The sequence below is a fragment of the Vibrio sp. MOR3 genome (assembly GCF_001557775.1).
In the GTDB taxonomy this organism is placed as follows: domain Bacteria; phylum Pseudomonadota; class Gammaproteobacteria; order Enterobacterales; family Vibrionaceae; genus Vibrio; species Vibrio jasicida.
In genome coordinates, this window is sequence record NZ_LNRD01000001.1 from 644,110 (window position 1) to 664,478 (window position 20,369).

The 20,369-nt window shown below is 48.0% G+C and carries 19 protein-coding genes; 9 read left to right on the top strand and 10 right to left on the bottom strand.

The annotated features are described in order from the left end of the window. Positions 1–70: 70 nt before the first annotated feature. The 5 genes from ATB76_RS02865 to ATB76_RS28415 form a co-directional block, all read right to left on the bottom strand. The gene (locus ATB76_RS02865) at positions 71–2,227 is read right to left on the bottom strand and encodes a c-type cytochrome (protein WP_061034564.1); all 2,157 of its coding nucleotides are present in this window, start codon (positions 2,225–2,227) and stop codon (positions 71–73) included. Beyond that, a complete protein-coding gene (locus ATB76_RS02870) occupies positions 2,224–2,835 on the bottom strand; it encodes a cbb3-type cytochrome c oxidase subunit II (protein WP_038866596.1) in 612 nt (203 codons plus the stop codon). The genes ATB76_RS02865 and ATB76_RS02870 overlap by 4 nt, the downstream gene beginning before the upstream one ends. Before the next feature lies 1 nt (position 2,836). Continuing rightward, positions 2,837–4,246 (bottom strand): cytochrome-c oxidase, cbb3-type subunit I, encoded by a 1,410-nt coding sequence (gene ccoN / locus ATB76_RS02875; RefSeq protein WP_038877236.1) that lies wholly within the window; start codon positions 4,244–4,246, stop codon positions 2,837–2,839. Positions 4,247–4,261: 15 nt separating this feature from the next. Further along, positions 4,262–4,624, bottom strand: coding sequence for a cytochrome c (locus ATB76_RS02880; RefSeq protein WP_061034565.1), 363 nt, complete (start codon positions 4,622–4,624; stop codon positions 4,262–4,264). 398 nt (positions 4,625–5,022) lie between these two features. Next, a complete protein-coding gene (locus ATB76_RS28415; protein ID WP_164492026.1) occupies positions 5,023–5,193 on the bottom strand; it encodes a hypothetical protein in 171 nt (56 codons plus the stop codon). Positions 5,194–5,536: 343 nt separating this feature from the next. On the opposite strand from ATB76_RS28415, the gene ATB76_RS02885 reads away from it, so the two are divergent. Both ATB76_RS02885 and ATB76_RS02890 read left to right on the top strand, forming a co-directional pair. Then, positions 5,537–6,415: a DMT family transporter gene (locus ATB76_RS02885; RefSeq protein ID WP_061034566.1), complete on the top strand. Its 879-nt coding sequence runs from the start codon at positions 5,537–5,539 to the stop codon at positions 6,413–6,415. 74 nt (positions 6,416–6,489) lie between these two features. Then, the gene (locus ATB76_RS02890; RefSeq protein ID WP_045420822.1) at positions 6,490–7,041 is read left to right on the top strand and encodes a DUF2301 domain-containing membrane protein; all 552 of its coding nucleotides are present in this window, start codon (positions 6,490–6,492) and stop codon (positions 7,039–7,041) included. Here ATB76_RS02890 and ATB76_RS02895 read toward each other — a convergent pair. From ATB76_RS02895 to ATB76_RS02915, 5 genes are all read right to left on the bottom strand, one after another. Then, positions 7,038–7,934, bottom strand: coding sequence for a hydroxymethylglutaryl-CoA lyase (locus ATB76_RS02895; RefSeq protein WP_061034567.1), 897 nt, complete (start codon positions 7,932–7,934; stop codon positions 7,038–7,040). The genes ATB76_RS02890 and ATB76_RS02895 overlap by 4 nt on opposite strands. Further along, a complete protein-coding gene (locus ATB76_RS02900; protein ID WP_038866583.1) occupies positions 7,931–8,776 on the bottom strand; it encodes an enoyl-CoA hydratase-related protein in 846 nt (281 codons plus the stop codon). The genes ATB76_RS02895 and ATB76_RS02900 overlap by 4 nt, the downstream gene beginning before the upstream one ends. A gap of 17 nt (positions 8,777–8,793) precedes the next feature. After that, entirely contained in the window at positions 8,794–10,398 is a 1,605-nt protein-coding gene (locus ATB76_RS02905; protein ID WP_061034568.1) for a carboxyl transferase domain-containing protein, read from the bottom strand. Between the two features lie 21 nt (positions 10,399–10,419). Next, positions 10,420–11,589: an isovaleryl-CoA dehydrogenase gene (locus ATB76_RS02910; RefSeq protein WP_061034569.1), complete on the bottom strand. Its 1,170-nt coding sequence runs from the start codon at positions 11,587–11,589 to the stop codon at positions 10,420–10,422. Between the two features lie 110 nt (positions 11,590–11,699). Further along, positions 11,700–12,083, bottom strand: coding sequence for a MerR family DNA-binding transcriptional regulator (locus ATB76_RS02915; RefSeq protein WP_061034570.1), 384 nt, complete (start codon positions 12,081–12,083; stop codon positions 11,700–11,702). Positions 12,084–12,373: 290 nt separating this feature from the next. Here ATB76_RS02915 and ATB76_RS02920 point away from each other — a divergent pair, with 290 nt between their 5' ends. From ATB76_RS02920 to ATB76_RS02950, 7 genes are all read left to right on the top strand, one after another. Beyond that, entirely contained in the window at positions 12,374–13,585 is a 1,212-nt protein-coding gene (locus tag ATB76_RS02920) for a thiolase family protein (RefSeq protein ID WP_061034571.1), read from the top strand. 36 nt (positions 13,586–13,621) lie between these two features. Next, positions 13,622–15,115 (top strand): CoA-acylating methylmalonate-semialdehyde dehydrogenase, encoded by a 1,494-nt coding sequence (locus tag ATB76_RS02925; protein WP_061034572.1) that lies wholly within the window; start codon positions 13,622–13,624, stop codon positions 15,113–15,115. 17 nt (positions 15,116–15,132) lie between these two features. After that, positions 15,133–16,287 carry an acyl-CoA dehydrogenase family protein gene (locus ATB76_RS02930; protein ID WP_061034573.1) on the top strand — a complete coding sequence of 385 codons (1,155 nt, stop codon included), beginning with the start codon at positions 15,133–15,135 and terminating at the stop codon, positions 16,285–16,287. A gap of 69 nt (positions 16,288–16,356) precedes the next feature. Next, positions 16,357–17,145 (top strand): enoyl-CoA hydratase, encoded by a 789-nt coding sequence (locus ATB76_RS02935; RefSeq protein WP_061034574.1) that lies wholly within the window; start codon positions 16,357–16,359, stop codon positions 17,143–17,145. Positions 17,146–17,153: 8 nt separating this feature from the next. Continuing rightward, complete coding sequence (locus tag ATB76_RS02940) at positions 17,154–18,278, top strand: enoyl-CoA hydratase/isomerase family protein (RefSeq protein ID WP_061034575.1); 1,125 nt, start codon at positions 17,154–17,156, stop codon at positions 18,276–18,278. A gap of 11 nt (positions 18,279–18,289) precedes the next feature. After that, positions 18,290–19,195, top strand: a complete 906-nt coding sequence (gene mmsB / locus ATB76_RS02945) for a 3-hydroxyisobutyrate dehydrogenase (RefSeq protein ID WP_009696177.1) — start codon at positions 18,290–18,292, stop codon at positions 19,193–19,195. 59 nt (positions 19,196–19,254) lie between these two features. Then, positions 19,255–20,013, top strand: coding sequence for an SDR family oxidoreductase (locus tag ATB76_RS02950; protein WP_009704652.1), 759 nt, complete (start codon positions 19,255–19,257; stop codon positions 20,011–20,013). Positions 20,014–20,369: the final 356 nt, after the last annotated feature.

The following is a 20,369-nucleotide window of genomic DNA, read 5'->3' on the forward strand; positions in this document are numbered from 1 at the left end:
TTTGGGAACTAAGTCAAAGCCCTTTCCGATTGGAAAGGGCTTTTTTTGTACCTGATACTCGCCACTTTGGTTACTTGATATGGATGTTGTTATCTCGTCGGTCATACATATCTGGTGTGGTATGCAGTCCTCCGGCATAACCTGCGGCTTCTAAGGTTTCCCTTACTTCTCGAACGTCTGCTGGCGTAACAGGCGATTGTTGATCGCCGAGGTGTTTACGTACGAAGGTAATCAATTCTGCCAAACGAGCGTCTGATAAAATGTCTTCAAAGCTTGCCATTGGCATAAAGTTACGTTCAGGGTCAATGTAAGTTGGTTGTAAACCTCGTACCGTTACAGCAATGGTGTTAAACGGGTCACTGTGCATGATAATGCCGTTGTTCAAGAGCGTTGGTGCTATCGGATCTCGTCCTTTACCATCGTTACCATGGCATGCTCCACATGTTTGTTTGTAAGTTGCATAGATTGGCTCTTGATAAGCCGCTTCATCAAACCCTTTAGGCTCCAAAGGAACGGCATCGGCGGCAATGAAGTTGTTTACGTCACCATTGAGTAGATAGTAAGACATAGACTCAACGTCTTCACGAGTCATTAAGCTCAAACTGTTTTTGACCACGTCAGCCATCCCAGCAAAAGCAGTGCCTTTGTCTGAGTGACCTGTGTGCAAAAAGTCGGTCAGAGTCTTCTCATCCCAACCGCCCACATACAGCTCCGTGGACGTAATGTCAGGTGCGTTCCAGCCGTCAATCAAGTTACCTTGGAAGATGCGCTCAGGTAACAATGCTTGAGCAATATTCCTCGGCGTATGGCACTCTGAGCAGTGTCCTAAGCCTGCAACCCAGTATTTGCCTTTCTGCCACTTCTCTACGTCATCCACCGCGCCCTCAAGTTCTGAGGGTAGGTTGTAGTCGATAGGGTCGGTGTCCATAAAGACAATGTTCCAGCCAAGGAGGCCAAGACGAATGTTTGATGGGAACATCATGTGGTTTTCATCGTTACGACGCGCCACGGCAGGAATAGACTGCATATACTCCCACAAATCCGTCATGTCTTGTTCCGTAAGGTATTGATAAGAGGTGTAAGGCATCGCCGGGTACAAGTAACCATGTTTGCCTTTACCGTGTACCAAAGCATCACGGAAGTTGTCGTAATCGTATTCACCAATCCCTTCACTGGCGTGAGGAGTAATATTGGTCGAATAGATTGTGCCAAATGGCGTAACAAACGGTAGGCCGCCGGCAAAAGGTTCGCCACCTTCTGCACTGTGACAAGCGACGCAATCCCCCGCGTGTGCCAGATATTCACCACGCTCGACAGATTGAGCGTTAAGTACTGCGAGTTTCTGCTCTTCTTCTTCGCCGGCTTTGCGGATGTAAGCACCAATCGCGAGGATCTCGTGCTCTGAGAGTTGGTTTTCAAACGCAGGCATCAAGTTGTTCAAACCGTAATTGATGGTGTGTTGAATCTCTTCAATACTGCCACCATGAAGCCATACGCTATCAGAAAGGTCGGGCACTCCCGTTTCTTGATTAGCAATAGAACCGTCTCCATGGCATGAGGCACAGTATTGAACGAACAAGGTCTTACCCAACTCTATTTTAACTTCAGGCACATTGCTGTGGCGTTGATTGAGCGACGCAAGATAGTAAGAAACCTTGTCCACTTCGTCCTTTCTCATCACTTCAACCCAGCCGGGCATCGCACCGTTACGGCCTTTCGCTATGGAATGAATGATGGCTTCATCATCTCCGCCGTACATCCATTCTTTATCGATAAGGTTAGGAAAGTGTTTTTGACCTTGTGCATTATCTCTATGGCAGGCTGCGCAATGGGTTTGAAACAATATACGACCGCTACGGACAATATCGGCATCTTGTGCAAGTGCAGCCAAAGAGGTGTCGGTTACTTGACTAAATTGCTGGTCGAGTGTGGTTGATGGCGAGCTAAGTTTGTCGTCCGCTTGGTCATAATTCGCCAAGCCTTTCCATTCACCAAGCCCTGGATACAGAACCAAATAGCCTGCGGAGAGTAAAAACGCGACAGCGTAACTAATGAAGAGGAGTTTAGGTGGTGGCGCGTCCTTTTCATCTATCCCATCAAAAGAGGCGATAGTGTGGTCTTGGTCTGCTTTATGGTTGCTACGCCAATACTTGACGATAACGCCCACCATCAGGACAAAGAAGATTATTGTGCAGGCAACGGCCCACCAGTTCCAGAATGTGCTCATGGAGCCACCTCCTGTGCTGTATCTTGGCCAAGACTTTGAAGATAACGGATCAGCGCTTCGCCTTTGGTTTTACCGCGAACTTGCAAGCGCGCGTCGGAAATCTCTTGGTCTGTGTATGGAACCCCTAATGTGCGTAGTGTCTCCATCTTGTCGACAATTGCATCGCCCGAGAGAGTTTGTTCGAACAACCAAGGATAGGCCGGCATTATGGACGTTGGAATGACCTGACGAGGATCGATGAGATGCAATACATGCCATTGGTCAGAATATTTACGGCCAAGGTTGGTTAAGTCCGGACCTGTGCGTTTTGAACCCCATAGGTTAGGGAATTCATAAATGTCATCTGACTCCTTATTTGCACGACCATTACGTTTGGTCTCAGGCTCTAGAGGACGAACCATCTGCGTGTGGCAGACATGACACCCTTCACTGATGTAAATATCGCGACCCGCAAGCTCAATGGCGGTCAACGGCTTGGCTAAACTGCCCTTAGCGATGTCGTCAGTGCGAAGAATATTCGGCACAACCCAGACTGCGAGTGAGAAGGAGGCCACAACCACTGTTGTGATGATCAAAATGACCACTGAGTGAGTAAAGTCTTTGCTCATCTTATGCCTCCTTTGCCACTAACACCGATGGAGAACGCACGGTTTTGTACAAGTTGAATGCCATCAGGAATAGGCCAAGTACAAAGAGTGCGCCCCCAAAGAACCGCAGGAACAACCATGGCGCTTTAAAATTCATGGCTTCAATAAAGCTGTAAACCAGTTCGCCATTCTCATTCTGAGTTAGCCACATGTAGCCTTCGCCAATACCAGCAACCCACAGCGCGATGGCGTAAATCGCAACACCAGCATGCGCGAGCCAGAAGTGCCATTTTATCAAACGCTTTGACCACAACTCTGTTTTGTTCCATAGACGAGGGATGAAGTAGTAGAACACCGCAATGCCTGACATACCGACCCAACCTAATGCGCCGGAATGTACGTGACCGATGACCCATTCAGTATTGTGCGCGAGCATATTGAACCAGCGAATTGCCAGTAGAGGCCCTTCGAATGTGGCTAAGCAGTAGTAAAGAATGGCAGAGAAGAAGAACAGGCAAATGTAGTCAGATTTAAGCTTCTCTTTGTTTTGTAGCAGTGTCATCGCACTGTTGAAAGCGCCCGCCCAAGATGGAAGCCAAAGAATGAGTGACATGATGATGCCGATGTTTTGCACCCAAATAGGCACCGATGAATAAACCAAATGGTGGGTACCTGCCCAAGTGTAAAAACCAACCAAGCCCCAAAAGTGGATGACAGATAAACGGTAAGAGTAAATAGGGCGGTCTGCCACTTTTGGTATGAAGTAATAATTCATACCAATCACACCAGCAGTCAGTAAGAAGCCCACTGCGTTGTGACCCCACCACCATTGCACAATGGCGTCCTGCGCTCCAGCAAAGACGGAATAAGATTTCATCAACGATACAGGCATGGCCAAGTTGTTCACGATGAAGATCATGGCAATGACGATGATAAACGCTGCGAAGAACCAATTGGCTACGAAAATATGGTCAACTTTCCTCTTCGCAATCGTGCCAAAGAACAACACGGCGTAGAGCACCCAGACTAAGACGATCAGAAGGTCGATTGGCCACTCTAACTCAGCGTATTCTTTTGAAGTTGTGTAGCCAGCGGGCAAACTGATTAACGCCAAAAAGAGTACCAGTTGCCAACCCCAGAAAACCATCCAAGATAAGCTTTGGTTAAAGAGATTACAGCGTCCGGTGCGTTGAGCGATGTAGAGAGAGGTACCCATCAAAATGTTGACTACAAAGCCATATATTACGCCGGAAGTGTGTAGTGGTCTGAGTCGACCGAATTGGAAGTATTGAGAATCGAAGTTAAGTACCGGCCAATACAACTGCGCCGCGAGGATCACACCAATGATCATCCCGACAATAGCCCAAACTAACGATGCCAACACAAAATACTTCACAACTTTAGTGTTGTATTGAGTTGCTGCTTGTTCCATAAGAACGCTCCTCGTTTAAGGTTGAGCTTCTTTGCCTAGCTGGGAGTAGTAGTAGGCAATGTCTTCAATGTCTTGATCAGAGAGGGCATCGGCCTGCTGTTGCATCAGCACCGCAAGACCACTGGTTCGCTCCCTCGCTTTGTAGTCCTTAAGGGAAGAAATCAGATAGGTTTTGTTCTGGCCGCGTAAGTTTGGGTATGCATCAATGGTCGATATGCCATCGACACCATGACAAGTCATACAAACTTTCGCTTTTTCTTTGCCGATTTCGAATTGCTCATCACCTTCTGCAGCAAAGGTGAGGGGAGAGAAGCACACAGCAGCGACGAGAGCCGTCCTCAAAGCTGCGCTCATGTTTTGGGTGTTCTTTAATCTCATCACTGATTCCCTAGTAATTTGAATGCGTGTTTCACTAACTTGGGCGCTGATATTCCAGATTTTCACTGTTATTGGTGGCGTGAATGCACTGGCGTATTTTTTATAGTTGTAGGTTAAAGAGTAAGCAGGTACTGACAATATCGCTACGTACGAGCCGATTTAGTTGTGAATTTTTCTATTTAATACGTGAACACGTAACGATTAGGGCAAAATTTTGGTGAATAAAATCGACAGGAAAATAACGGGTTAGCTACGGTTGAATAGGGTATGGATGGGAATTGATACAAAATCAAACAAAAGAGCTTTTGAAGAAAGTTTTAGGTGAGTTGGAATTTCAAGGTCTGGGAGCCTTCTTTTCACGGAAGACCCCATGAATGAAAGATAGGATCGAAAACAAACTAACGCCCGCGATAAATCATCATGTCGTAAATATGGGCAATAGAAACCGGATCAGCTTCTAAGTGACTAGATCGTATAGAAGAGACGAAACTGAATAAGGAACCAAGGCCTACTGGCGCGATAATAAGTAAGGCAATCAGAATGAAAAAGAGTACGGTCGAATGTCTCATAAAGCACCTCCTGATGTCTGTTTTATTGCTTTTGAATTATACCATTTTCGTGATGCCAGAAAGGGAGGTTATTCCGCACAATATTTGAGCTTTAGCCTGATGATTTGATAGGGGTTTCATTCGGTATAAACTGCATAAATAATCGCTGATAAATGCAGTAATTATCTCGATGATAATCAAGCTGCCATGTATACTGTGAGCGTTTCGCAAACGTTAACACCCTCCTTTCTAATTACATATAAAGTCAGCATTTGCGATGCAAATATAACTAGCTATCACGCATTAAAATCAATGATAAATAACCCCTGGCGAATCCCTCGCAGGGTCTTTTTTGTGAGTAATTATGCTTAACTCAGAACGCAAAGCTGCATTCGTGCTCGTCGCTACTACGATGATCGCGGCATTAGGGTGGATCTTCTCCAAAGAAACCATTCAAGGTCTCCCACCATTCGGATTTATCGGTCTGCGATTCACCATCGCTTCATTGTGTTTGCTGCCTCTGTGTATCAAACCGTTTCGTGCTGCTAATAAGAAAGATATTTTTGCCGCGGCAGGTGTGGGTGTGCTTTTAGGTGGCGCACTGATGTGTTGGATCTACGCGATTTCAATCAGTGACACGCTAGGTGAGGGTGCATTCATCATGAGCCTATCGATGCTGTTTGTACCCATTGTCGCGTGGATTATGTTTCGTCAAAGACCTCAACGAATTTTTTGGGTGTCACTACCGATCGCGATTCTTGGCCTAGGGTGTTTGTCTTTGGCTGGTGGTTGGCAACAATCAAGCAGCCAGCTTTGGTTCTTGGGCGCGGCGCTGATGCTTGCACTGCATTTTAATGTCAACAGTAAATACTCACAGAAGCTACCCGTACTTTTGCTGACTTGCATTCAACTGTTTGTGACAGGCTTGATTGGGTTGTTGGTTTCTTCGCTATTGGAAACCACGCCGACAGAAGTTTCTACATCAATTTGGGTGTGGTTTGCTCTAAGCACGCTTTTGGCAACTAGTTTGCGTTACGTGATGCAAACCATGGGGCAAAAGTTTGTCCAAGCGGGTAACGCTGCACTGATTATGATCCTTGAACCCGTGTGGACTGTAATTCTGAGTGTGATTTGGTATGGCGAAGTGCTGACCTCTAATAAACTCGTCGGCTGCGCTCTTATCTTATTCTCTTTGGTGATCTACCGAACTGGCGGTAAACTCCGCTTTCCAAAACGGGCGTAATCAAGTTTATAGAGCCAGCGGTTTCACCCTCGTTGGCTTTTCATTCCTTTTCATTTTTAGGCAGGATGCTTTCCATGGCAAACACAGAACATCAAGAGACGTTGGATTCACTTGATAAAATCAGCGTGTGCTTGTATCGCTTTGGTATTACTTTGTTTGCTATGGCGCTGCTTGTTTTTTCGGTTCTTGTCTCTGGTGCAATTTCTAGTTCACCGTTGATTTACCAAACCTCAGTCATTACGCTTTGTATGGCTGGTGCGTTATCTGCCGCGAATGTTCACGTTTACAGCAAACACGTACGGGCTGTGATCAGTTGGGCGTCTTGGATTGGCTTGGTATTGATGGTGAGTGACTTGGAGTTTCAGCGCACTTGGTTAGGGCTTGGCTTTATCTTTGTGACCTTTTCGGGCATTGCGCTTAAAGAGTCTTTTTGCTTTAAAGTGCCAGGCTTGAAGATGGTGCCCGCGTTTCTCGCTGTAGCTACGTTTGCATTGTGGTTTAACCTTCCAATCCTTGCTGCCATCACTATGTTGTTGGCTGGATTGGTAATGGGCTTTCTGTCTTTTGCTAAGTGGCGTATGCCGCTGCATTTTGATATCGGTATCAAAGCGAATTACGAGATCTAACGCTGCTTTAACGCCAGCGAGACTTTTGAGGTCGGCTGGCGGTTTAACTCTTCACTGATCATCCATCCGGCTTTTGCCAGCAACTCCAAATCTACTCCGGTCTCGATTCCTAAGCCTTGGCAAAGGTAGAGCACATCTTCGGTAGCAACATTACCTGAAGCGCGATGAGCGTAAGGGCAGCCCCCAAGCCCAGCCACACTACTATCGATGGTATTGATGCCCATCGTTAAGGCTTGGTAGATATTCGCCAACGCTTGTCCCCATGTGTCGTGAAAATGCACCGCGAGCTTGTGGGTTGGGACTTTTACTTGCACGGCTTCTAACATTTTAGCGATGCGTATCGGCGTGCCTGTACCTATGGTGTCTCCAAGTGAAACCTCGTAGCAGCCTAGCTCCATCAGCAGGTTGGCAACTCTTGCGACTTGCTCGGGCTTGGTTGGTCCGTCATAAGGGCAACCTGCCACGCAAGATAAGTAACCCCGAACGGGAATGTTATGCTTTGCTGCCAATTCCATTACAGGTTCAAAGCGGGTAAGACTATCTGCAATCGAGCAATTGATGTTGTGTTGGCAAAAGCCCTCCGATGAAGAGGTGAAGATCGCGACTTGGTTAGCGCCGGCTTCAAGCGCCTTTTCAAAGCCTTGTACATTAGGCGTTAGTGCTGAGTAGATGACGTTGTGGCGGCGGGTGATTTTCTTCATTACATCGAGTGAATCCGCCATTTGAGGTACCCATTTAGGCGAGACAAAAGATCCTGCCTCAATATGGGTGAGTCCTGTATCTGAGAGCAGGTTGATTAAGCGGATCTTGGCTTGCGTGAACACCGGTGATTCGTTTTGCAGACCATCTCTCGCACCCACTTCGACAATATTTACCTTGTTTGGCAAATTCATTTCTTGCCCTTAGCTGGTTTGTTTATCCAACCTGGTTCTCGTTTTTCCAAAAAGGCTTGTAAGCCATCTTGTCCTTGCGGTGATACGCGAATGTCGGCGATAAGCTGGCTCGTGTATTGAATAAGCTGACCATCAATCGGATTTTGGTGGCATTGATGACATAAGGCTTTGGCTTTTCGCATAGCATCTGGGCTATTGAGCAGCAAAGAATCAATCAAGCTTTCTACCACTGCTTCGATTTTATCCAGCTTATGAACCTCATGCACAATGCCAAACTTTTCAGCTTTGGCGGTGTTAATCACTTCGGCGCTGAGTATATAACGACGAGCTTGACGGTTGCCCATCGCTCGCATGACATAAGGAGAGATGGTTGCGGGAACCAGTCCCAGTTTGACTTCACTCAAGCAGAAATTTGCATTCTCCGCTGCGATTGCGATATCACAGCAACAGATCAAGCCCAATGCACCACCAAAAGCGGAACCTTGCACAACCGCAATAGTAGGTTGAGGGAAAGCGTCCAGTGTATGCATCAGGCGTGCAAGGTTTTGCGCGTCTTCTAGGTTTTGCTTTCTGGTGCTACTTGCCATGGATTTCATCCAATTCAAATCAGCCCCAGAGGAGAAATGTTTGCCGTTTCCTCGAAGCACCAAGCATCGAACATCGGTACGCAAAGCGAGGTAATCCAGCCTGTGGATCAGCAGATCAATCATGCAAGCATCAAACGCATTGTGCTTCTCTGTGCGATTGAGCGTAAGTGTTGCAACGCCGAATTCATCGACGTTCCAAAGTACTTCATCTTGTCGTTGGGTATTGGGGATGATACTCGGTTGATGATCCTGCATGTGACGTCCTTTTCTCTCTACATTCTGAATATGCCAAAGTTGCTGTCAGGAATTGGCGCATTGAGCGCGGCTTTTAAGGCTTGAGCCAATACTTGACGTGTCTCTTTCGGGTCGATGATGCCGTCATCCCATAAACGCGCGCTGGCGTAGTAGGGATGACCCTGAGACTCATACAAGTCTACGATAGATTCTCGGAATGCACTTTCTTCGGGCTCTGGCCATTCTTCACCTTGGCGTTTTTTCACTTCTCGACGAACTTGAGTGAGCACGCCAGCGGCTTGTTCTCCGCCCATGACGGAGATTCGTGCGTTTGGCCACATCCACATCATGGTTGGGTCATAAGCGCGACCGCACATGCCGTAGTTGCCTGCACCGTAAGAGCCGCCAATAATCACGGTGAACTTGGGAACATCTGCACACGCAACTGCCATCACCAGTTTCGCGCCGTGTTTGGCAATGCCTTCTGCTTCAAGCTTTTTGCCCACCATAAACCCAGTGATGTTTTGCAAAAACAGTAGGGGAATTTTGCGTTTGGCACACAGCTCAATAAAGTGCGCGCCTTTCTGTGAGGACTCAGAAAACAAGATGCCGTTGTTCGCCACAATGCCAATCAGATTGCCGTGGATTCGGGCGAAGCCACATACTAAGCTCTTGCCATAAAGTGCTTTGAATTCATCAAAATCTGAGTCATCCACCACGCGAGCGATGATCTCTCGAACATCAAAAGACAAGCGCAGATTTGCATTGACGATGCCGTACATCTCTTCGGCGTCGTAACGTGGTGGTAAAACCGGTTTGTCGCTTTGAAGTGGGAGTGATTGGTTGGTATTCGAGATGGCTTCGCGTGCCAGTTGCAATGCGTGTTGGTCGTTTTCTGCGTAGTAATCGGCAACGCCAGACTTACGACAATGCACGTCGGCACCGCCTAATTCTTCATCGGTGACGATTTCTCCCGTTGCGGCTTTTACTAACGGTGGTCCTGCCAAGAAGATGGTGCCTTGCTCTTTGACCATGATGGAAACGTCTGCCATCGCAGGTACATAAGCGCCGCCTGCGGTACAAAGCCCCATCACAACCGCGACTTGAGGTATGCCTTGTGCCGACATTCTGGCTTGGTTGAAGAAGATGCGCCCAAAGTGCTCTTTATCAGGAAAGACTTCCGCTTGATGAGGGAGATTTGCACCACCGGAATCCACCAAATAGACGCAAGGTAGTTGGCAACGTTGGGCGATCTCTTGCGCTCGTAGATGCTTTTTCACGGTGATCGGGTAGTAGGTGCCGCCTTTGACGGAAGGATCGTTGGCGATCACCATGCATTGAATGCCTTCAATAGTGCCGATGCCGGCGACGACGCCTGCGCATGGAACCGATTCTTCATAGACGTTCCACGCGGCGAATTGTCCGACTTCAAGAAACTTGCTGCCTTCATCCAAAAGGAGCATGACACGCTCACGAACGGGCAGCTTTCCTTTTAGGCGTTGGCGGTCAATGGCTTTTTGTCCGCCCCCTTGTTTGATGGCTTTGATATTGGCTTTAAGGTTGCTCACCAACTCGGTCATGACCGCTTTATTCGACAAAAACAGCTCGTCGGTTGGCTTGGTTTTACTTTTAATGATTGCCATAGTGACTTCCTTGTCGGTGGGTTAGCGAGACTCTTCGAACAACTCTCGTCCAATCAGCATGCGGCGAATTTCAGAAGTGCCAGCACCAATCTCATACAGTTTGGCGTCGCGGAGTAAACGCCCGGTCGCGTATTCGTTGATGTAGCCATTGCCGCCTAAAAGTTGAATAGCATCGAGCGACATTTGTGTGGCAAGTTCGGCGCTGTAAAGGACCACGCCAGCGGCATCTTTACGTGTACATTCCCCTCTGTCACAGGCGGCTGCAACAGCATAAACATAAGCTTTGGCAGCGTTCATTCGTGAATACATGTCAGCAAGCTTTCCTTGTACCAGTTGGAATTCACCAATGGATTTGCCGAACTGTTTGCGGTCATGAACATACGGAACCACTTCGTCCATACAGGCTTGCATGATGCCAAGCGGTCCAGCTGCTAAAACCACACGTTCGTAATCTAAGCCACTCATCAACACTTCGACACCACGGTTTAGTTCTCCCAGTAAATTCTCTTTCGGTACGACACAATCTTGGAACACTAATTCACAGGTGTTGGAGCCGCGCATACCAAGTTTGTCGAGCTTTTGAGCATGGCTAAAGCCTTCGAATTCTCGTTCAATAATGAATGCCGTGATACCACGAGAGCCGCCATTGGGATCGGTTTTTGCGTAAACCACTAAGGTGTCGGCGTCGGGACCATTGGTGATCCACATTTTGTTGCCGTTCATCAGATAGTGGTCGCCTTTATCTTCAGCACGAAGCTGCATGCTAACCACATCAGAACCTGAGTTCGGCTCACTCATGGCTAGTGCGCCAACATGAGAACCATCGATCAATTTGGGCAAGTACTTTTCTCGTTGTGCAGGGGAGCCATTGCGAAAGATTTGGTTAACACAAAGGTTGGAATGTGCCCCATAGCTGAGAGCAACAGACGCCGAAGCTCGGCTGATCTCTTCCATCGCAACAACGTGAGCAAGATAGCCCATGCCTGCACCGCCAAACTCTTCGTCGACGGTTACGCCAAGCAAGCCCATTTCACCGAACTTGGACCACAGATGATTGGGGAATTGGTTATCTCGGTCGATGTCTGCGGCTATGGGGGCGATATGCTCGGTGGCGAACGCATTGACGTGGTCTCGGAGCATATCGATGGTTTCACCAAGCCCAAAGTTGAGAGGGGTGTAGCTGCTTTTCATAACATTTCCCTGTTGAAAGTACTCATTAGTACGGATAAGGTTCGAGTTACACTGCTTGGGCTTGGAAATTATGGTTATTCTTGTTTGTTTTCGTCGTTACAAGTTTTTAGTTATTGGCTGTTAGTTTTATTGTCGATTAGTGCTTGTTTACAGCGTTCTTTGGCGGTTTCTAGCTCGTTCATTACAACGCTAATATCATCCAGTTGCTGCTGTAAGTGCGCTTGTTTTTCATCAATGATGGTTAGCATTTTAAGCAGCTGACCATCGCTTTGTTGGGTATCGTACAGCTCAAACAACTCTCGAATTTCCGCAAGCGAAAAGCCCAATCGCTTACCACGTAAAATCAACTTTAGACGGATCTTATCTCTGCGTTGGTATACGCGAATGTTGCCTTTTCGTTCCGGCTCTATCAGCCCGACATCCTCATAAAAACGAATGCTTCGGGTCGTGATGTCGAACTCTTTGGCGAGGTCACTTATCTTGAATTTATCCACTCGGTTTTTCCCTCTAATGAATAGTTTTGGCTTCTTAAAATCCCTTCAAGCCTTGAACTAAACGGGCTAGCTAAAAGCATGAGAGTAAATTTGTGTTGTTATTAATGTGTTTCTTTACGTTAACGTAAATGTTAGTGCTATGCTTACGTAAACGTCAAGAAATCACAGTGCGAAAATTCATCGTTTTATGAGAGACTGGGGTGACACCACATTCTGTGTGAAAGCTCCGTGGTAGCGGGTGTGAGGGATGAGTTCGTGAGCTGTGAATTATCGTCAGAAGGGACGAGAACATGGGAAACGACATCTGGATTGTCAGTGCAAAGCGAACGCCAATCGGGCGCTTTCAAGGTCAGTTACAAGGTTATTCAGCGCCTCAATTAGGGGCATTTGCTATCAAAGCGGCAATGGATGCGAGCGGGGTTAGCGAAGTCGACGAAGTCTATATGGGCTGCGTATTACCTGCGGGGTGCGGACAAGCACCAGCCAGGCAAGCGGCGCTAGGTGCAGATCTTCCACTGACGACAGGCTGTACCACCATCAATAAAGTGTGTGGCTCTGGCATGAAAAGCGTCATGCTGGCTCACGATCTTATCAAAGCGGGGAGCATTCGCAGCGCCGTCGCTGGTGGTATGGAAAGCATGACCAATGCGCCGTATCTGCTTAAAGAAGCACGTAATGGCATGCGAATGGGTCACCAATCTACCTATGACCACATGTTTCTAGACGGTCTTCAAGATGCATATGAAGGGCACTTGATGGGCGTTTATGCGCAGCAAACGGCTGACCGTTCTGAGTTTACTCGTGAACAAATGGATGAATGGGCGATCCTATCCGCGACAAGAGCATTGGAAGCGCAAGAGCAGCATTTGTTTGACGACGAGATATCGCCGATAGAAATCACGACTCGTCATAGCACTTCAACATTGGATTACGACGAGCATCCACGCTCCATCAAGCTCGACAAGATCCCTCAACTCAAACCTGCGTTCGATAAGAACGGCTCGGTGACGGCTGCAAACTCAAGTGCGATATCCGATGGTGCTGCAGCCTTGGTGTTAATGGACTCGCAGGTGGCACAGCATCAAGGTTTAACGCCATTAGCAATCATCAAAGGACACTCGACCCATGCCAGAAAGCCTGCCGAATTTACCCTCGCGCCAGTATTTGCAATAGAGCAGTTGTTATCTCAACTCGATTGGTCAGTAGACGAGGTTGATCTTTGGGAGATCAACGAAGCGTTCGCCGTTGTCACGCAAATCGCGGTACGCCAATTAGGCATCGATAAAGACAAAGTAAACATCAAAGGTGGGGCGTGTGCACTCGGGCATCCAATTGGTGCAAGTGGTGCTCGTATTTTGGTAACTCTCATTCATAGTCTACGCCAACTGCAAACGCTTGGGGTAGATGGTGACAACAACAATAAAAAGGTGATGCGAGGTGTTGCATCACTGTGTATCGGTGGTGGTGAAGCCACTGCCATTGGTATCGAGATACCGCTTTAAATCCAATTATCAAATAACGTAAAGAAGGACTAGATTATGACTCGCACGGTTCCCTTATTCATCGATGGTGAGTTTCGTGAATCTCAAGCAACGGATTGGGTAGAAGTGACAAACCCTGCCACCAACGACATGATTGCGCGCTTGCCGTGCGCAACGGATGAAGAGATGCATGCGGCAATTGAAAGTGCAAAAGCCACCTTTACCTGCTGGAAAGATGTCGCGGTTTCGGAGCGTGCGCGCTTAATGCTGCGCTACCAACATCTACTTAAAGAACATCACGATGAACTGGCGACGCTGCTTTCTCACGAGACAGGTAAGATCTTTGCGGATGCAAAAGGCGATGTATGGCGCGGGATCGAAGTCGTCGAGCAAGCTGCCAATATCGCTAGCAACATGATGGGAGAAACCGTCGAGAACGTTGCGACCGATATCGACAGCTATTCGCTGATTCAACCGCTTGGAGTGTGCTGCGGTATTACGCCGTTTAACTTCCCAGCCATGATCCCTTTGTGGATGTTCCCAATCGCGATTGCGAGCGGAAATACCTTTGTCCTTAAACCTTCTGAGCAAGTGCCGCTAACGTCCATTCGCTTGGCTGAGCTGTTCGAAGAAGCGGGAGCACCAAAAGGTGTGCTGCAAATCGTACATGGCCGAAAAGAGCAGGTCGACTTGTTGCTGAAACATCCCGATATCCAAGCCGTTTCTTTCGTTGGTTCTGTACCCGTAGCGCAATACATTTACACCACAGGCACGCAGAACTTCAAACGTGTTCAAGCCTTTGCTGGCGCGAAAAACCACATGGTAGTGATGCCAGATGCGAACAAAAACCAAGTGGTGAATAACTTAGTTGGTTCTTCGGTTGGTGCAGCAGGGCAACGTTGTATGGCGATATCCGTGGCTGTGTTTGTAGGCAGTTCGAAAGAGTGGATTGCCGATTTAAAACAAGAAATGGCGAAAGTGCATCCTGGCGCCTGGGATGACGAGAATGCAGCGTATGGTCCTTTGATCAGTGCACAAGCAAAACAGCGTGTGCTCGGTTTGATTGAAGAAGGTAAGCAACAAGGGGCGGTGTGTGAACTTGATGGTAGCCAATGTGAAGTGGAAGGTTTCCCTGAAGGTAACTGGGTCGGTCCAACTTTATTCAGTGGCGTCACTACTGAAATGTCGATTTATACCCAAGAAATCTTCGGACCTGTTTTGGTGTGTATTGAGGTAGACACATTACAAGAAGCGATAGATCTCGTAAATCGCAATCCATACGGCAACGGCACCTCCATCTTCACTGCGAATGGTGCGGCGGCGAGAAAGTATCAACATGAGATTCAAGTCGGTCAGGTAGGTGTAAACGTGCCGATTCCCGTGCCTCTGCCATTCTTCTCGTTTACTGGGTGGCGGGGCAGCTTTTACGGTGATTTGCACGCCTACGGTAAACAAGCGGTGCGCTTCTACACCGAGACCAAAACCGTGACGGCTCGTTGGTTTGATGATGATATCCCAACCGGTCCAAACCTCACCATTAACCTGCGCTAATGAAGTAAGGAGCTCATATGGATTTTGAACTCAACGAAGATCAACGTATGTTTGCCGACACGGCTCAGCAGTTTGCGGCAGAGCGTTTAGCGCCAATGGCAGCAGAGTGGGATGAGAAACAAATCTTCCCGAAAGACATCCTACGAGAGGCAGGAGAACTCGGTTTCTTGAGCCTCTACACCCCAGAAGAACAAGGCGGTTTGGGCTTAAGCCGGTTAGATGCGTCTATCATTTTCGAGCAGCTCTCTATGGGGTGCACATCGACCACCGCATTTATGACCATTCACAACATGGTAACTTGGATGGTCGCGAGCTTTGCGACCGAAGAAGTGAAAGACACGTTCTGCCCAAAACTCATTACGGGTGAATTTCTCGGATCTTATTGCTTAACTGAACCAAACGCAGGTTCGGACGCGGCGTCTCTGACGACTTCTGCGACTAAGCAAGGTGGTAACTACATACTCAACGGCGGCAAAACCTTTATCTCTGGCGCAGGCGATACTGACGTTTTAGTCGTGATGGCGAGAACTGGCGATGCTGGCGCGAAAGGTGTATCTGCATTTGTTGTTCCGGCCGATGCAGACGGTATTAGCTACGGACGTAAAGAGCCGAAAATGGGGTGGAACAGTCAGCCGACACGCGCGGTGACTTTCGATAGTGTTTCTATTCCAGCGTCATATTTGCTGGGTGAAGAAGGACAAGGGTTTGTGTTTGCCATGAAAGGTTTGGATGGCGGACGCATCAACATTGCGACCTGTTCGGTCGGTACGGCTCAGCAAGCGCTGAATCAAGCGGCGCAGTACATGCAAGAGCGTAAACAGTTCGGCAAATCATTAGCTCAATTCCAAGCATTACAATTCAAACTGGCAGACATGGCAACCGAGCTTGTCGCTGCCCGCCAACTGGTACGGCACGCCGCCAGCAAGTTAGACCGAGGTGACCCAGATGCCACGACTTATTGTGCCATGGCAAAACGCTTTGCAACCGATGTCGGCTTTCAAGTCTGTGACCAAGCGCTGCAACTTTACGGTGGCTATGGCTACATCAAAGAATACCCAATGGAGCGCTATTTCCGTGATGTTCGAGTGCATCAGATTTTGGAAGGCACCAACGAAATCATGCGGTTGATCATCGCGCGTCGATTGCTCGCAGAAGAGTCCGCATTGCTATAAGTGCAGCCGACAAGCTCTGCTTTTATTCATAAAGCTCAGGTCATTTTCATCAAGAAAGGATTCAGAGATATGTCACTAACAGAACAACAAACCATTCAACATACCATCAGCAATCATGTTGCGGTGGTGACCATGAACAACCCGCCCGCCAACACTTGGACGTCACAAAGCTTAACCGCGTTGAAAGAGCTAGTGCTGGCGCTAAACGACAATAAAGACGTTTACGCTCTAGTGCTCACAGGGAATGGTGAGAAGTTTTTCTCTGCAGGTGCAGACCTCAAGTTGTTTGCCGATGGCGATAAAGCAGTTGCGTTAGAAATGGCGCGCATCTTTGGTGAAGCCTTTGAGACGCTGTCTGCATTTCGAGGGGTTTCTATCGCTGCCATCAACGGCTACGCCATGGGAGGCGGATTAGAAGTCGCATTGGCGTGTGATATTCGCGTGGTGGAAGAGCAAGCTGTGCTGGCACTGCCAGAGGCGAAAGTGGGCTTACTGCCTTGTGCTGGTGGTACGCAAAACCTAACCGCATTGGTCGGTGAAGGTTGGGCGAAACGCATCATATTGTGCGGTGAACAAGTCGGTGCAGCACAAGCGCGAGAACTCGGGTTAGCAGAAGAAGTTGTTGCAAAAGGTGGAGCGCTTAATAAGGCCATTGAGCTTGCAGAGTCGGTTGCCAATCAATCGCCGTCCTCGGTAACCGCATGTAAAGCGCTTATCCAAAACATGCGCTCAGCGCCACTCAAACATGGTCTGATTAAAGAGCGAGAACTGTTTCTAAACTTATTCGATACCGAAGATCAAACCGAGGGGGTTCGTGCCTTCTTAGAAAAACGTAAACCCAACTGGAAGAATCAATAGGAGGTCGCATGACAGGGAAAGTAACCATTAGCGAAATAGATTGCTTAGACGGCGTGCACCGAATTGGTATCGCGACGTTAGACAACACGGCTTCTTTGAATGCGTTGACTTACGACATGTTGGCAGAGCTCAACGACCAACTTATCGAATGGCAAGATGACCCTGATTTGGTGTGTGTCATCCTCAACGGGGCGGGTGAAAAAGCGTTTTGTGCAGGGGGCGATGTACGAACCATGTACCACGTCATGCACGACAAAAGCAAAGAAGAGACTGCCGAGTTCTGTTCTAACTACTTCTCGCTCGAATACGAATGCGATTACCTGATTCATACCTACCAAAAGCCAATCATTGGTTGGGGAGAGGGCATTGTGATGGGCGGTGGCATGGGCTTATTTATGGGCACCAGCCATAGAGTCGTCACGCCTAAATCTCGTCTCGCGATGCCAGAGATCAATATCGGACTTTACCCGGACGTGGGCGGCACTTGGTTCTTAAGCCAAATCGACCCAGAGGTAGGTTTGTTCCTTGGGTTAACCGGTGCAATGATGAATTCAAGTGACGCTGTCACTATAGGGTTGGCGGAATGGTTGCTGCTGGAAGAGCAATATCCGGCGCTGCTTGAAGAGCTGAAACAAGTCGACTGGGGCTCTGCCGATGCCAAATCGCTTGTCAGTGCGTTACTTCAGTTGATGGAAGATCAAGTCATCGACAGTAAGCCGACAACTCAGATTTGCCCTTATCTCGACCAAATTAAAGAAGCCTGCAAAGGCTATGACTTAAATCAGATTGCCCAAAATATTCAAGCAATGGAAGGCGAGACTCAATGGCTTGAGAACGCACAAAAATCGTTTGTTGCGGGCAGTCCGATCACCGCGCATATCTGTTTTAGACAAGTCAAAGAGTACCACCGTTTGTCGTTGGCGGATTGTTTCCGTCTAGAGCTTACCTTGTCAGTTCGCAGCGCATTACTCGGTGAGTTTGAAGAGGGCGTGCGCTCTCGATTAGTTGATAAAGATGGCAATCCAAAATGGATGTTTAACAGCGTCAGTGAAGTCGATGAGAGCGTCATCGATACCTTGTTCACTTCTCTTTGGTCAGAAGAAGAACATCCACTTGCACAACTAGGAAAATAAGGAGAAACAACATGAGTACCATTGCATTTATTGGCTTGGGCAACATGGGCAGTCCAATGGCACAAAACCTATTGGCGTCGGGGTTTCACGTGCAAGTGTTCGATGTGGATGTGAACGCGGCGAAGCAACTTGAACCGTTTGGCGCGGTGGTTGCTAGCACGTTAGAAGAAGCCGTGGATGGCGCGGGAACCATCATCACCATGCTACCAGCAGGTGCACACGTGCGCGCGGTGTACTTAGGGGATTTACACGGTGGTGTCGGTCTGCTCAATATTGTGCAGGACAACGCATTGCTGATTGACTGTTCGACCATCGATCCAGATTCTGCTCGCTTAGTGGCGAACGAAGCTCAGAACAAACGATTGTTGTTTGTCGATTCTCCCGTCTCTGGTGGTGTAGCAGGCGCAAAAGCAGCAACGCTGACCTTTATTGTTGGAGGCTCGGATGAGGCGTTCTCCAAAGCCAATGCGATCTTGCAATACATGGGCAAGAACGTGTTCCACGCTGGTAAAGCGGGCGACGGTCAGATGGCAAAAATCTGTAATAACCTCATGTTGGGTATCTTGATGTCGGGAACCTGTGAGGCGCTCAATCTCGGCATTGATCATGGTCTCGACCCGAAAGTCTTATCCAATATCATGTTGCAAAGCTCTGGTCGAAACTGGGCGCTGGAGCTCTATAACCCATGCCCAGGCGTGATGGACTCCGCACCAGCGAGCAATCAATACAACCCAGGCTTTATGAGCAAGTTGATGCTCAAAGATCTTGGCTTAGGCTTGGATGCGGCGCTGCAAACCAACTCTTCTGTTCCGATGGGCTCTTTGGCTCGTAACCTTTATGCATTCCATAACGCAGCAGGTCATGCAGAACTCGACTTTTCAAGCTTGTTTGAATTCTATAAGAACCAGAAGGGCTAAAAGCGAGATTCCCTATCAGGCGTTTAAGCATGGAAGTTATCCAGTAATGGAGTACAGATATGGATTTAAAAAACAGTGTCATTGCAATCACAGGTGCGGGGCAAGGGTTAGGGCAGATGATGGCAGTCAGCCTTGCTCAAGCGGGCGCAGATTTAGCATTGCTTGATGTTAACGAAACGGGACTGCTGAATACTCAAGAACAATGCCGGATGCTCAGTGCCAAAGCATTGATCTATCGACTTGATGTCACCAATGAATCTGAAGTAGAGGATACCTTTAATGAGATTCTTCAAGATTTTGGGCAGCTAAACGGCTTAGTTAATAACGCAGGGGTTTTGCGAGATGGATTGTTAGTCAAAGCCAAAGACGGCGAGATCACCAAGATGTCGCTTGAGCAGTTTAACCTAGTGATGAACGTCAACGTCACGGGCACCTTCTTGTGTGGTCGAGAAGCGGCAGTCAAAATGATCGAGAGTGGCTCGAAGGGTGCCATCATTAACATCTCCAGCGTGGCGAGAGCAGGCAATATTGGACAAACCAATTACTCTGCATCAAAAGCTGCCGTCGCAACCATGGCAACAACATGGGCAAGAGAACTCGCCAGATATGGTATTCGCTCTGCGGCCATTGCGCCCGGAGTCGTCAAAACGGCAATGGCAGAACAAATGAAACCAGAAGCCATAGACCGACTGCAAAAGATGATACCCGTCGGTAGGATGGGGGAGACGAGTGAGATTGCTCATGCCGTGAAATACATTCTTGAAAACGACTACTTCACAGGGCGAGTGCTCGAAGTGGATGGCGGAATGAGAATGTAGCATTGAGCCATTGGTTTCTGGTAGCGAGCGCTAGTTAAGTAGCGCTCGTTTCGTTTTAGTGAGTTCATTCGATTAACAATTGAACCAAATATCACTCTTAAAAAGCATTTGGTATTAATCTGGTAAATTAAATTGTCTAAGTAATCATTTGCTGAAGAAATGCCATGTAAATAGTATGTGAATTCATAACTATGATACTGGTCACGCTTTCCTTAATTCGCACTTTCTAATGTAGCTCACACTCTCGCGCCGAATACGCAACTGATTACTCTTCTCGTTTGCGTTGATTAAGTTACTGTAAAGAAAAGAATATTTGCTGTAGTACGTTAATGTTGTGCACCTGTTTTGCTATTCCT